Below are 13,023 nucleotides of genomic sequence, written 5' to 3'. Positions count from 1 at the left end.
GGACAACCTTGCGCACGTGCAGAGCTTCGCGACCGAATGGATGTGGCAATACAATCACGAGCGCCCTAACATGGGCCTTGGCGGCATGACGCCGAAACAGCGGCTCATGGCCGCGGCATAGTCTCTACTTCTGACTCGCGTTAAAAGCGGGGGGATTACCTGATGACTGCGCTCGTCGCATCATGCTTGTTTTGCTCCCCGGCCTACGCCCAGTTTCGCGGATTCGACGACTGGAATCGATCCGGCGACAGGCGAGCCTTGTGCCGCCAATCAATTAAATTGGCAGGTGTAGAAGATGATATGGACCAACGCATCCGCGAAATTGTCATAAACTCGTATGATGCTATTCAACGCAGACCAGGAATGAGAAGTTCGACGGATGCCAATGTCTACAGCGAAGTGCTCGGCGAAACACTTAATGATGCCAAGGATCCCATACTCAGACAGCTGCTGGAGAGCTGCGCAAGGAACTTCACGATCAGCGAGCTGCGCGGCATCAACGATTTCTACATGAGCCCGGCGGGACAAGCATGGCTCCGCAAAGGTCGAGGTTTGATCATGCCCGAGATGGAAAGAGCCATTTCCAACATTCAACCTCGTATCAACGAGACCATTGAACGTCGGTACCGCGAACGCATCATGAACTGACTCGGTCGTTACCAGTATGAAGCGGTGCCGAAGACGAGGAATTGGTCTACAGTCCCCATCAAATCGGTAGACAAATATCGCTATGACGAGATTACTGCAGTTGGATTCAAGGCAATCCAGGCGCATCCAGTCGAGTGGCGTCGACTTGCACGGCTCGACGCTGACGCAGCCACCCCGCACAGTCTCGCGGTACGCCAGCTCGCCCTTCCCGAACATCCTCACCGTCTGCTCGCGTGAGTAAACTGACACGGGTGAGGCCTGCACGGCACGGCTCTGCGTCCACGCTGCGTGCCCACCGAACAGCCGCTCGTCAGAGAACAGCACCTGCTCGGCGTATGCAAGGTACGCGGACAGGTGTTGCGCCTCGGCCCATTCCTTCGCAAAGTGGGTCCTGGAGGTGTCGATGAAGCCCTTCGCAAACGCCGAGCCGCGGGCGTAGTACATTCTCATCTCCTGCGTGATGTGCTGCAACTGACGCTTGAGCGTTGGCAACGTCACGACTCCGCTCCGATGGGCGTACAGCGCCAGCGTCCGGCGAAGCTGATGGCGCGTAAACGGCCACTGCTGCCCGAGTGCGTACTTCGACTCCTCCTCCCACGAGCGGTGCATGTCGATACGCTTCAGTTCAGCGATATCCTCGACCGTGATAGTCGGAAAGACGCGCTTACGAAAGGCTTCGATAGCTTCCTGTATGTTACCTGCCCGATTTGCCACGTATCGATAACGCAGGCCCATCTGGCAGAACAGCAGGTGTGACCCGTCCGTCGACTCAGCGTAGCCTCGCGCGCCGTGCGCACGGTGTGCCTCGCCCGATAGCCGTTGTGCGAGCCTGATGGCGCGGGCAGCGAGCGGACTGGTCACCCAGCATGCGCGCCTGGGTCGACCCCCAGCCAGTTTGGTCGTGATGCCCTCGATGGTGTAGTGCGTCACGCCATCCAGCCGTGTCTCGCTCAGGCAGTCGTATGGGAGGGTCTCTGCTTCCGTCGCGCGCATGCCGGTGAACGTCGGGATGACGAGTGCACTAATCGATGACACGAGCGACGACACGACGCCAGGCGAATCGTCGCACTGGAAGTGCGCAGCAGTCGCTTTCAGCGCTGCAGAGACGCCCGGCCTCTCTCCAGCGTATCTGCGAGCGAGGTGGCTCGAGAGCATGTCGGCGGCGCCCTCTGCGATACTGAGGTCCTGCTCACAGACCGACAGAAAGTGCTGATAGATCCGCGTCGGGATGACCGGGTGTTGTGAATATATAGCGCGTTGCGCGATGCGTTCACGTAGAGGTATGTCCAGTTCAGCGATGTGGGTCAGGACGAATTCCAGATAGGCGCGCGGGTTGATGCCATTGAGTTTGCACGTCCCAATCAAGCTGTACATTGCGGCAGCCCGCTCACCTCCGCTATCGGATCCAGCGAACAAGAAGTTCTTTCTCCCGAGGCTCACGCAGCGCAGGGCATTTTCTGCCAACGCGTTGCTGATCTCGGCTTGCCCGTCGTCGCAGAACAGCGTCAGCGCAGTCCAGTGATTCAGCGAGTACTGGATCGCGCCGGCCAGCTCCGACTTGCGCGACAGCGTCGCGAGCTTGGCCCGGATTCTCGCTTCGAAGGCGTCCAGCAGCGGCTTGCTTTTCTCATGCCGCACGCGCTGCCGTTCATCGGGCGGCTTGCCGCGGATATCGGCTTCGATGCCGTAGAACTCGCCGATCATCTCGAGCAGTTTCTGGGTCTCGTCCGTCGGTGCGCTCGCGTGGATCTCGTAGTATTTTCTCCGCGCGTGGTCCCAACACGCAGCCTCGCGTATCTTGCCAGTTACGTACAGCTCGTCGAAGCCGCCGTAGGCATCGGCCTGCAGGATCCCTTCGAATCCGGCGAGATGAGTCTGAGGATGGATACCTTTGCGATCGGACGAGTACGCGAACCACACCGCGGCCGGCTCCGTCGAGCCCGAACGGCTGTCGTCGCGCACGTACACCCAGAGTCGCCCGGTCTTCGTCTTCTTGTTGCCCGGCGCGAGCACGGGGATCGGCGTGTCGTCCGCGTGCAACTTCGTGCCCGCCATCGTGTACCGGCGCAGCGCGTCGGTCAGCGGGCGGCAGAGCGTCTCGCACTGCCCGACCCAGCGCCCCATGCTGGCGCGGTCAAGCGTCACCCCGTCGCGCGCCGCGATTTCCGATTGTCGGTACAGCGGCGCATGATCCGCGTACTTCGACACCAGAATGTCGGCAAGCAAGCTCGGATGCGCGATACTGCGCTCGATCGGCAGTCCCGGCATCGGCGGTTGCGCGATGTGACCGCAGTCCGGACAGACCGTCTTGTGCCGGATCGTGCGGACCACCTTGAACATCGCCGCAACACGGGCGAGCTGTTCGGACACGTCCTCGCCCAGGCACTGCATTGCACCGGCGCACTTGGGGCAGATCGAATCCGGTTTGAGCACGCGATCTTCTCGCGACAGGTGCGGCGGCAGCGGCTCTCGTGCGGCCGGATCGCTGCCAGTCGTGGATTTTTCTCTTGGGACCCTTGCGTGCTGAACGTCGGCGACACCGCTGCCTGCGGCCAGGTCCTCAAGTCGGAGTTCAAGCTTCTCGATCTCTCGGGCAAGCTGTTCCGACTTGCGGCCGAAGTGCATTCGCTTGAGCTTGTCGATCAGCAGCTTCAACCGTGTGATCTCGAGATCGCTTTCAGCGATGTCGCGGCGCAATTGCTCGATCTCGAGTTCCCGTTCGATGGCCGACGCGCGAGCCTCAGCCAGCATGGCCTTCAGCGCAGCGACATCGTCGGGCAGATCGTCGAGATTCGGCATGTGCCGGAGTTTACGAGCCTCCCGAGCGGTTTACAACACCTACAGCATCGACAGAGGTGCCGTACGGCGGGGCTGTCGCCAATCGATGCCTTCGAGAAGCATCGACAACTGCGCGACCGTGAGCGAGATCTTGCCGCCATCGGCTTGCGGCCAGATGAAGCGGCCGCGCTCCAATCGCTTAGACAGCAGCCAGAGCCCGTCGTCGGTGGCCCAAAGCAGCTTCACGAGATCGCCTCGACGGCCGCGGAAGATGAACACGTGGCCGCCCAACGGATTCTCCTCGAGCGTCGTCTGCACCTTTGCGGCCAGCCCCTGGAAGCCACATCGCATATCGGTCACGCCCGCCGCAAGCCAGATACGAGTACCAGTGGGCAGAGAGATCATGATCGCAGACTCTCCAACACCGTCCGAAGCATCTCGGTGTCGACAACGCCGCCGACCTTGATCACCGCTCGGCCGATTCGAACCTCAATCGTGCCGGCGGGCATAACCGGTTTCACGATCTCGGATTCGACGACGGGCATGGGCCGAGTTTCTGAAGGCGCCTCATCCACAACCGTCACCGGCAAGAGCGCCGCCACAGCAGCCTGCTGTTCCGCGAGATACTGGCGGCGCCACGTGAACACAAGATTCGCGTTCAGGCCGTGCTCACGAGCCAATTTGGCAACCGAAACGCCAGGCTCGCAAGCAGCCTTCGCCAGACGACGCCGGAATTCGGGACTATGGTTTGGGCGTCCTTTACGACTGCCCGGTTTCTCCATCAGCTCTGGCAAAGTGGTGTCCATCACTTCGAAAATGATGGGCACCACTTTGATGCCGATCCCCGCTGCCGTCTACGACGGCTCTCGCGGGCCGCTTACAGTTGGGCCAGCGGTACGCGCACCCCTGTGGCGTCAACGCCCAGACGGTGAAGCTTTACCAGAATCGAGTAAAGAGGCTGCGCCTTCGTCTCCATCCCGGCTTGCGCCGCATAATCCAGAACAACCGCGGCAGTGGACAGGCCCTCATAGAGCGTAAGCTGACGTGCCGAGGTAAAGAGCGTGAACGCCCTCAGGTGCGTTGAAAGGATTTTTAGCGTCCCAGTTGCCGGTGTCGTATCGGTCGCTTCATGCATCAGAAAATACATCGCCTGCTTCCACTGACGTGTAATCGCCTCTGAAAGGGTTCGACTCGCACCGTCAGGCAGGTGCCCCCTGAAATGGATGTGGGTGCGATGCAGTCCGAACGTATATGCCTGGATATCCCAGGCGTCTTGACCGAACAGCAAAACAGCGTTCCCATCTGTATCCCGCGTGACAACCGTATCATCCTCGACACGATACCAGTCGGGCCGCTCAGCGATCGGCGCGATCAGCGTGTTATTCATGCCACTCCCAATTCGTAAAGCTGGTCGAGCCTGGCCGACCAGAAAGCGTCCAGATTCCCTTCGACATCAACGTCATGCTCAATCTGATCGACCAGCGCGGCGTCGCGCCTGCGCAGTTCATCCAGCAGGAAGTCAATGCGCTGCAGTACAGCGCCAAACGCACTGCTGTACTGCTCGATCGAATCGGCGCGTCCGCTCACGAGCCTGACGCAATGACGACAGCTCAGCAGCTCATGGATGTCGGCAGCGTCAGCGTGCACGCGATATTGATCGCAGAAGAGACATCCTTCGGTCGAGCGGCAATCCGGCCTCACGGTAACTGATGCGGCGATCGGCCCAGGTTTGCGGAAATCGATGCAGACGCCCACTGCGCTCCTGATGCTGCCAGTCGGGTCTTCACCGATCTTTAAAACGGTCTTCTCGACCGACGCGAGGAATGCGCCCATCTCAGCCTTGTGCGCGGCGTCCGTGCCGTTCGAGTACGAGCGCAGCGCCGTTTCTACCGAGTGCCCCATCAGTCTGGCTGCGACGCCAGGACCGTGTTTGCTCACCGCCCAATCCTGCTTCGCCACACGCCATTGGCCCGCGGTAATGCGCGGCAGCACGATCCCGAGCGTGTCGAGTCGATCGTAAAGCTGAACCAGAAACTCAGGTGGGAGACACACTAGCTGTCCTCGCTGCGCAGAACGCCCGACTGTCATGAACAGCGCGTCGCAGTCTGCGTCCTGCACCAGATACTCACGCAACGCCAGATAAGCCTTGAGCTTCGGCATGAAGCCCAGCGAGACGGTGAATGTAACGTCCCGCCCGCCTGCCCGGTACTTGACCTCACGAAACGTCTGACGTGCAACCGACGCATCCCGCAGGCTCGAGCTGATCATGGCCAGCAGCTGGGCGAGGTTGACTCCCGTTTCGGCCAGAAACAGCGCGGCAAAGCAAAGGATCGCCATCGAAGCGTGCGAGCGGCGGATCGGTGCCCGCGCGTCCCCGTTTGCCAGCGCGAGTTGTTTAGCCGTTAATCTGACGATGGTCCCCGAGCCGTCACGATAACTGTTAGCCCCTGCCTCGATCATCCGTGAATTGGTTCTGATCGTGATCGGGGTTGCCATTTTTGATGCCACTCCCGACGGTCTCGCATCCGTTCGCCATCAGTTCGAAGGCGACAGCGACATTGAGATCGCCTGGGAATCGGACAACGAAGCGACATTACTTTCCGATCCGGGTGCGGCTGACTCACAGGTACTTGTCGTCAGCACGATCGGATTCAGCAGGCTGCACTCCCAATTCGTCAGCCTAGTCAAGCAACAGTACCCCGAATTGAGCATTCTGGTCGTCAGCGCCACCGCCAGCGAAGAACAGGCGGCCTATGCCTTTTCCGCCGGCGTTTCCGGATTCGTCGGCGGATTCGGCCGCAGATCGGATTTTGTCGAGGCGCTGAGGATTGTCGCCGACGGCGGAAAATACGTCAGCTTGCCCCAGACGACAACGCCGGATCAGCAGGGCGACGCACCGTCTGAAAATTAGGACCTGCGCTTGTCGACCACGTATCTGACTACGTCGTCGAGCGTGCGCAGCCGGCCGTAGTCGGACTCGGGAATATCGACCTTGAGCCTTGTGTGGAGCCCCGCCAGGAAATTGAGCCAATCCATCGAGTCAAGGTCGACATGGCTGCGCAACGGGCGATCGGTGCGCAGCGTCGACGTGTCGACTTCCGGTGCGATCGCCTTGAGCGTCGCCAATACGGCGGCGCGTACGTCGGTATCGTTCATCGGCTCAACTCCTCGGGGTCCTGCAATGCGTCGCTCAGCTCGACGAGGAACAGCGCGCCGCGATGGCCGTCGGATACGCGATGATCAGCGGATAGACTGGCGGTCACGACCGGCATGATCCTGAGTCCGCCGCCTTCGGCCCACGGCCGCTCGACGACCCGCCCGAACCCCACGAGCGCGACCTGCGGCGGATAGATGACACCGAACACTTCCGCAGCGCCCCGCTCGCCGAGATTCGTCACGGTGATCGTCGATTGCGACAACTCGGAGCTCCGCAACGAGCCGGCCCGGCAGCGTTGTGTCATGTCCAGCAGCTCGCGCATCAATTGGATCAGCGGCTTCGAGTGTGCATCGAGCAGTGCAGGTGCAATCAGGCCGCCCTGGCGCAGCGAGATCGCCACGCCGAGGTGCACCTCGCCGGCAGCCTGAAAAACGCCTTGACGGTAAAAGCCGTTGAGTTCGGGGAACCGGCTAAGCGTCACGGCCACGGCCTTGAGCAGCAGCGCTGCCGGAAGCAGCCGGTCTACGACGGAACGTTTCGCGTTCTCCGCGGCAAGCCACGCGAGCGCCTTGCCCAACGGGATCGTTTCGGACACGTAGTAGTGCGGGATCTCGCGCTTCGAGCGCTCCATCGCGGCGGCGATCACGCGCCTCATTTCTTGAAGGCGCTCGCCTGTCGCGGCGGCCGCGGTCGGAGCCGCGACGGCGGCGACGGTCCGCTCGACATCCGCCAGCGTCACCGAGCCGCCGGGACCGGTGCCGGGCGCGGCGTCGAGATCGACGCCATGTCGTTGCGCAAGTTGTCGGGCGGCGGGCGAGATCTTGCGTCGCACGCCGGCGCGGACGGTCGCGGGCAGCCGCACCTGCCGGCGCGCAAGCCTGACGGCTGGCGGCGTTTCGCCGGGCTCGAGCAGCGTCGCGATCGGCGTGCCGACCGGAATCTTCTCGCCCGGCTCGGCGATCAGTTCGTCGACCGTGCCTTCCTGCCAGCTTTCGATATCGACGGCGGCCTTGCTCGTGTCGACGATTGCGATCACCTGGCCTTTTTTCACGACGTCACCGGGCTTCACCTTCCATTCGAGCAGCGTGCCCTCGTCCATGTCGGCGCCCATCGAAGGTAATGTGAATTCGATCATGCTTCCTCCTCCCGGAGCGCGTGAGCATTCACGAAAGCAATTGTTTCACCGCGGCGACAATCTTGTCGACTTGCGGCAAGGCCGCCTCTTCCATGTGCCGGGCATACGGAATCGGTACGTCCTCGGCGCACACGCGCGCGAGCGGCGCATCGAGTTCGTAGAAAGCCTGTTCGACGATGCGCGCGATGATTTCTGCGGCGACGCTCGCGCTGCGCCAGCATTCGTCGACGATTACCGCCCGCCGACACTTGATCACCGAAGCCATGATCGTCGCGTCGTCGAGCGGGCGCAGCACGCGCAGATCGAGCACTTCGGCCGAAATGCCGTCGTTTGCGAGCGCATCGGCCGCCTGGAGCGCTTTCGGCAATGAGCCGCCATACGCAATGATCGCGACGTCCCGACCGTCGCGCCTCACCTTCGCCGACCGGATGTCGACGGCATCGGCATCGGGCAAATCGCCCTCCATGTTGTAGAGGCCGGCATGCTCGAAGATCAGCACGGGGTCCGGATCGGCCAGCGCCGGCGCCAGCATGTGGCGCGCGTCTTCGATGGTCGCGGGCGCGAGGACCTTGATTCCCGGAATGCCGGCATACCAGCCTTCGAAGCTGTGCGAATGCTGCGCCGCAACCTGTCGGCCGGCGCCCGTGGCCATTCGGACGACGAGCGGCACGGAGAATTGCCCGCCGGACATGTGGTGATAAAGCGCGGCGGTGTTGACGATCTGATCGAGCGCCAGCAGGCTGAAGTTGACCGTCATGACCTCGACGATCGGGCGCATGCCGCCCAGTGCCGCGCCGATGCCCGCGCCGGTGAAGGCGAGTTCCGACAGTGGTGTGTCGCGGATGCGTTCGGGACCAAACGCATCCAGCAATCCGGCCGACACGGCATAGGTGCCGCCGTATCGGCCCACGTCCTCGCCCATCAGAAACACGCGCGGGTCGTTCGACAGCGCGTCGCGCAACGCGTCGCGCAGCGCTTCGCGGTAGGTGAGCCGCTTGGTCACGATGGGCCTCCCGTTATCGTGTACACGTCTTTCGCGAGGTCTTCGACGCACTCCCACTCGCCGGCCTCGGCAAACGCGACGGCGCGCGCTACTTCAGCGTTCGCGTCGGCGTCGAGCGCGACGAATTCGTCCTCCGTCAGCTTGCCTTCGGCCTTGAGCCGAGCGGTGAACGTGTGGATCGGCCCGCGCGTCTTCCATTCGTCGACTTCCGCCTTCTGGCGATAGAGTTCGGCGTCGTACATCGAATGCGCGCGGAAGCGGTAAGTGCGAAGTTCCAGGAACATCGGCCCCTCGCCACCTCTCACGTATTCGACGGCGTCCATGGCCGCCTCGTGCGCGGCGACGACGTCCATTCCGTCGGCCGACGACACACGCATGTCGTACGATGCGGCTTTCACGCAGAGGTCCGTCTGGGACTCGCTGCGCTCGACGGCCGTGCCCATCGCGTACAGGTTGTTCTCGCAGCAGAACAATACCGGCAGCTTCCAGAGCGCCGCGAGATTCATCGATTCGTGGAACACGCCCTCGGCGACTGCGCCGTCGCCGAAAAAACACGCGGTGACGCGCTTGCCGGACTGCATCTTCTCGGCGAGTGCGAGCCCGGCCGCGAGCGGCAAGCCGCCGCCCACGATAGCGTTCCCGCCGAATAGTCGGATGCGCCGGTCGAACAGATGCATCGAGCCGCCACGACCGCGTGCGCAACCCTCGCGCTTGCCGTACATTTCCGCCATCAGGACGCCCATGTCCATGCCGCGCACCAGTGCGTGAGCGTGTTCCCGGTAGGTCGCGACGACGTTGTCGTCGGGATCGAGGGCGTGCAACGCGCCAATGCCGGTGGCCTCCTCGCCGATGTACAGATGGAGGAAGCCCCGTATCTTGCCCGCGCCGTACAGCTCGGCGCATTTCTCTTCGAGACGGCGCACGCGCAGCATGTCGCGCAGCAGGACGAGCGCAAGGTCCTTGCCGTAGGGCACGGGGCCCGACGGCGGCGGCGGAGCGGGGTGCTCGACGGTCGTCATGCGCCTGCCTCCAGTGTCGAGATGTCCCCTTCGGCCAGCCCCAGCTCACGGGCTTTCAGCAGGCGGCGCATAATCTTGCCGCTGCGCGTATGCGGTAGTTGCTCGACAAACGCGATTTCCTTCGGAGCGACTGCCGCCCCTAGACGCATTCTGGCGTGAGCGAGCAATTCCATGCGGAGCGCCTCGTCGGGCTGGTGGCCCGCATTCAGCGAGACGAACGCCTTGACCGCCTCGCCGACCACCGGATCGGGCTTACCGATCACCGCGGCTTCGGCGACGGCCGGATGCGCCATCAGCGCGCTTTCCACTTCGAACGGGCCGATCAGATGCCCCGCCGATTTGATCACGTCGTCGGCGCGCCCGACGAACCAGTAGTAACCGTCCGCGTCGCGCTGCGCCAGATCGCCCGTCAGATACCAGCCGCCCGCGAAACACTTCCCGTAGCGCGCGTCTTCATTCAGGTAGCCGCGAAACATTGAGGGCCATCCTTGCCTGAGCGCCAGCTCGCCCTCGACGCCTGGCTCGTCGACGAGCTGCACGCCGCCTGCCGCGTCGCGGCGCAAGATCGCCGCATCGACGCCGGGCAGCGGCCTGCCCATCGAACCGGGCTTGATGTCGAAGGCGGGAGTGTTCGCGATCATGATCCCGCCCGTTTCCGTCTGCCACCAGTTGTCGTGGATCGGCAGCCCCAACACTTCCTTTCCCCACCAGACGGCTTCCGGATTCAACGGCTCGCCGACGCTCGCGATGAAGCGCAGGCATGGGAACGCATGGCGCTTCGCGACTTCGGCGCCGGCTCGCATGAGCATGCGCACGGCAGTCGGCGCGGTGTACCAGACGGACACGCGCTCGTCCTCCAGGATGCCGTACCACCGTTCGGCGTCGAATTCCTCGCGATCGACAACGGACGTCACGCCATGCAGCAGCGGCGCAATGATCCCGTACGAGGTGCCCGTGACCCATCCGGGATCGGCGGTACACCAGTAGGTATCGTCGGCGTGCAGGTCGAGCGCGTATCGGCCGGTGGCCCAATGCGTGATCGCCGCGTCATGCACGTGCACCGCGCCCTTCGGCGTGCCCGTGGTGCCGCTCGTGAAATGCAGCAGTGCCATGTCTTGCGCGGAGGTCGCTTCGTAGCGGCAAGAATCGGATGCGCTCGCCATCAGTGCGGCGAGGTCCTGCGTGCTGGGGATCAGTGTTGCGCCGGACTCTTCGGCGATGAGCAGGACGTGCTTCAGTCCCGGCATGCGATCGCGCCATCGCGCGATCTTACGCTCGAAGAGCGCGTCGGTCGTGACGAGCACCGTTCCCGCGCCCAGGTTGATTCGCGTGGCGATGGGCTCCGGCCCGAACGCGGAGAACAGCGGCGAGACGACCGTACCGTTTTTCAGGCTGCCGAGCACCGCGATGTAGAGCTCGAGGATGCGACCGGCGACGATGAAGAGACGGTCGCCCTTGCCGACTCCCAAGCTGCGCAGCACGTTGCAGAAGCGGTTGCTCAGCGCCGCGAGTTCGCCGTAGCTGACGGCTCGGGGCGCCGCATCGCGTGCGAGAAAGCGCAGCGCGGTCTTGTCTCTGCCGGGGCCAGTGCAATGGCGATCGACGGCCTGCCACGCGATATTCAGGCCGCCGCCCGGCTCGACAGCGAGTTCCCGTGCGGCGGCGGCCCACGAGAATCGGCGTCGTTCGTCGTCGTAGTCGAGCAGATTCGGGGTGACCCGCAGGTCGGCGGGCGTTTTGGCGATTACCGCAGGCGCGTTCATACAAACATGATCCGGTCGACCTCGAGCTTTCACTCTAGATAGCGAATGCCGACGCACAGTTGACATGCGTCAAGGGCGATTCGGCGCGATGTCGAGGGCGTAGCATTGGCGCAGTGCGTCAATGCGTCGGCCCGATCCGCACGAGACGAGCGCGAGCGCAGCAACAGAGCCAAAGGTTTCGCGCCCTTGTTGCCGGATGTGCTCGTATCGCATCGCCGCATCCGCGCGTCGACGGCCGCCACGCGCGAGGGCGAATCTTCGAACGTCGCACCAGGCCCGATTTGTGCGGTGAGCTCTCGCGGCGCACCGATCGAGGTGACACGACCGCGACTCATGATCGCGACGCGGTCGCACAGCCGTTCGGCTTCCTCGAGGTAGTGCGTCGTCAGCAAGATTGCACTGCGGTACTCCGCCTTGAGTCGTTCGACCTGCTCCCAGACAGTTGTTCGCGCGATTGGATCGAGTCCTACGGTTGGCTCGTCCAGAAACAGCACCTTCGGACGATGCAGGGTCGATTGCGCGATCTCGAGGCGCCGAATCATCCCGCCCGAGTAGGTCTTGACGAGCTTGTCGCCGAATTCGGCGAGTTCCATGAAAGCCAGAGCGCTGCGAATTCGGGCGGCGCGTTCCGCGCGCGGAATGTCATACAGCTTCGCAAACACAAGCAGGTTCTCGTAGCCAGTCAGATCGCCGTCCGCTGACAATGCCTGCGGCACGTACCCGATCTCGCGTCGCACCGAGCTCGCCGCCTCGACGATATCAAAACCGGCGACGGTCGCGCGACCAGATGTCGGCGGAAGCAGCGTCGTCAGCATCTTGATCACCGTCGTCTTGCCGGCGCCGTTGCGTCCGAGCAAGCCTAACGCCTCCCCGGGATTCAGGGACAAGGTCATTTCGTCGACAGCGCAGAGCTCGCCGAAACGGCGGGTGAGACGGTCAGTCGCAACGACCGGCTTGAGTGACGCTTTGTTCATGCAAGCACCGATCCTGAAAGGGAGCCGCAGCACGAAAGGAAGACAGTACGACGTTTGATACGAATTTTTGCAGTCGTGGATTCCACGCGCTTGACGCACGTCAATCGAGTCTGCAACGCGCCCGGTGACGCGCAAAAGCTCGAGAAAAGCGACTACCCCGTCCACCGGATCGGACACGCGATCCGCGTCGACCTGTTCACGTGGTACACAAAGCCGCCTCAAACATGGCATGGCGGCGGCGACAAATCTGCAGCAGTCACGGCATAAGCGGAGGGATCTACATGAATCCGACGCAACGCTCCAACAAACTGCCCAGCAGAAGCTGTTTCAAGAACCTTCGCCGACGCGCGCCAGACCAATGTCGACCTCCACGATCGGATCGTCGCGCGGCGCGGCATGATGATGAGTCGTGAGCCGGGCGTGGAATTTTCGCTGCCTAGCGATCCGCTTTTGCCCAACTGGTCATGCGTCCAGGCACGCGAATTCGAATGTCCGATTTCAGGTTTCAGCCGAAGCAGTCGCTTCTTTTCGATCAAACTGCTTGTA

The 13,023-nt window shown here is 62.8% G+C and carries 13 protein-coding genes and 1 pseudogene; 3 read left to right on the top strand and 11 right to left on the bottom strand.

Translation table 11 applies throughout. The annotated features are described in order from the left end of the window. The first annotated feature begins 16 nt into the window (after positions 1–16). On the top strand, positions 17–121 hold the full coding sequence (locus WS91_RS34370) for a hypothetical protein (RefSeq protein ID WP_442854981.1): 105 nt from the start codon (positions 17–19) through the stop codon (positions 119–121). A 41-nt stretch (positions 122–162) separates the two neighbouring features. Then, the gene (locus WS91_RS38250; protein WP_082758312.1) at positions 163–648 is read left to right on the top strand and encodes a DUF2059 domain-containing protein; all 486 of its coding nucleotides are present in this window, start codon (positions 163–165) and stop codon (positions 646–648) included. Positions 649–1,929: 1,281 nt separating this feature from the next. Here WS91_RS38250 and tnpC read toward each other — a convergent pair. The 5 genes and pseudogenes from tnpC to WS91_RS23865 form a co-directional block, all read right to left on the bottom strand. Then, positions 1,930–3,447 (bottom strand): annotated as a pseudogene (gene tnpC / locus WS91_RS23885) (IS66 family transposase); the annotation flags it as partial. A gap of 39 nt (positions 3,448–3,486) precedes the next feature. Next, the gene (gene tnpB, locus WS91_RS23880; RefSeq protein ID WP_059671169.1) at positions 3,487–3,831 is read right to left on the bottom strand and encodes an IS66 family insertion sequence element accessory protein TnpB; all 345 of its coding nucleotides are present in this window, start codon (positions 3,829–3,831) and stop codon (positions 3,487–3,489) included. Then, positions 3,828–4,232 carry an IS66-like element accessory protein TnpA gene (tnpA, locus tag WS91_RS23875; RefSeq protein WP_197422272.1) on the bottom strand — a complete coding sequence of 135 codons (405 nt, stop codon included), beginning with the start codon at positions 4,230–4,232 and terminating at the stop codon, positions 3,828–3,830. Before tnpA ends, tnpB begins: the two co-directional genes overlap by 4 nt. Before the next feature lie 71 nt (positions 4,233–4,303). After that, entirely contained in the window at positions 4,304–4,813 is a 510-nt protein-coding gene (locus WS91_RS23870) for a hypothetical protein (protein WP_059671168.1), read from the bottom strand. Next, entirely contained in the window at positions 4,810–5,922 is a 1,113-nt protein-coding gene (locus WS91_RS23865) for a hypothetical protein (protein ID WP_231752080.1), read from the bottom strand. The genes WS91_RS23870 and WS91_RS23865 overlap by 4 nt, the downstream gene beginning before the upstream one ends. On the opposite strand from WS91_RS23865, the gene WS91_RS23860 reads away from it, so the two are divergent. After that, on the top strand, positions 5,894–6,337 hold the full coding sequence (locus WS91_RS23860) for a DNA-binding response regulator (protein ID WP_226377350.1): 444 nt from the start codon (positions 5,894–5,896) through the stop codon (positions 6,335–6,337). The genes WS91_RS23865 and WS91_RS23860 overlap by 29 nt on opposite strands. On the opposite strand, the gene WS91_RS23855 is transcribed toward WS91_RS23860, so the two are convergent. From WS91_RS23855 to WS91_RS23830, 6 genes are read right to left on the bottom strand one after another with little or no spacing between them, the layout of a single operon-like run. Beyond that, the gene (locus WS91_RS23855; protein WP_059583979.1) at positions 6,334–6,582 is read right to left on the bottom strand and encodes an acyl carrier protein; all 249 of its coding nucleotides are present in this window, start codon (positions 6,580–6,582) and stop codon (positions 6,334–6,336) included. The two genes, WS91_RS23860 and WS91_RS23855, sit on opposite strands and share 4 nt — an antisense overlap. Further along, positions 6,579–7,718: a dihydrolipoamide acetyltransferase family protein gene (locus WS91_RS23850; protein WP_059583977.1), complete on the bottom strand. Its 1,140-nt coding sequence runs from the start codon at positions 7,716–7,718 to the stop codon at positions 6,579–6,581. Before WS91_RS23850 ends, WS91_RS23855 begins: the two co-directional genes overlap by 4 nt. A 28-nt stretch (positions 7,719–7,746) precedes the next feature. Continuing rightward, entirely contained in the window at positions 7,747–8,721 is a 975-nt protein-coding gene (locus tag WS91_RS23845; RefSeq protein ID WP_059583974.1) for an alpha-ketoacid dehydrogenase subunit beta, read from the bottom strand. Further along, positions 8,718–9,740 carry a pyruvate dehydrogenase (acetyl-transferring) E1 component subunit alpha gene (gene pdhA, locus WS91_RS23840; protein ID WP_059583971.1) on the bottom strand — a complete coding sequence of 341 codons (1,023 nt, stop codon included), beginning with the start codon at positions 9,738–9,740 and terminating at the stop codon, positions 8,718–8,720. The genes WS91_RS23845 and pdhA overlap by 4 nt, the downstream gene beginning before the upstream one ends. Beyond that, a complete protein-coding gene (gene acsA, locus WS91_RS23835; RefSeq protein ID WP_059583969.1) occupies positions 9,737–11,503 on the bottom strand; it encodes an acetate--CoA ligase in 1,767 nt (588 codons plus the stop codon). Before acsA ends, pdhA begins: the two co-directional genes overlap by 4 nt. A gap of 29 nt (positions 11,504–11,532) precedes the next feature. Next, positions 11,533–12,654: an ATP-binding cassette domain-containing protein gene (locus tag WS91_RS23830; RefSeq protein ID WP_231752077.1), complete on the bottom strand. Its 1,122-nt coding sequence runs from the start codon at positions 12,652–12,654 to the stop codon at positions 11,533–11,535. Between the last annotated feature and the right edge of the window lie 369 nt (positions 12,655–13,023).

It is taken from the genome of Burkholderia sp. MSMB1498, from assembly GCF_001526245.1.
Lineage (GTDB): Bacteria > Pseudomonadota > Gammaproteobacteria > Burkholderiales > Burkholderiaceae > Burkholderia > Burkholderia savannae.
The sequence above is the reverse complement of the archived record's forward strand: the minus strand, read 5'-3'. Positions and strand labels throughout refer to the sequence as shown.

Bases quoted from the DNA above. Each gene is read 5' to 3' on its own strand.
- WS91_RS38250 (WP_082758312.1), top strand. From the start codon at position 163: ATGACTGCGCTCGTCGCATCATGCTTGTTTTGCTCCCCGGCCTACGCC.
- WS91_RS23865 (WP_231752080.1), bottom strand. From the start codon at position 5,922: ATGGCAACCCCGATCACGATCAGAACCAATTCACGGATGATCGAGGCA.
- tnpB (WP_059671169.1), bottom strand. From the start codon at position 3,831: ATGATCTCTCTGCCCACTGGTACTCGTATCTGGCTTGCGGCGGGCGTG.
- pdhA (WP_059583971.1), bottom strand. From the start codon at position 9,740: ATGACGACCGTCGAGCACCCCGCTCCGCCGCCGCCGTCGGGCCCCGTG.
- WS91_RS23870 (WP_059671168.1), bottom strand. From the start codon at position 4,813: ATGAATAACACGCTGATCGCGCCGATCGCTGAGCGGCCCGACTGGTAT.
- acsA (WP_059583969.1), bottom strand. From the start codon at position 11,503: ATGAACGCGCCTGCGGTAATCGCCAAAACGCCCGCCGACCTGCGGGTC.
- tnpA (WP_197422272.1), bottom strand. From the start codon at position 4,232: ATGGACACCACTTTGCCAGAGCTGATGGAGAAACCGGGCAGTCGTAAA.
- WS91_RS23850 (WP_059583977.1), bottom strand. From the start codon at position 7,718: ATGATCGAATTCACATTACCTTCGATGGGCGCCGACATGGACGAGGGC.
- WS91_RS23855 (WP_059583979.1), bottom strand. From the start codon at position 6,582: ATGAACGATACCGACGTACGCGCCGCCGTATTGGCGACGCTCAAGGCG.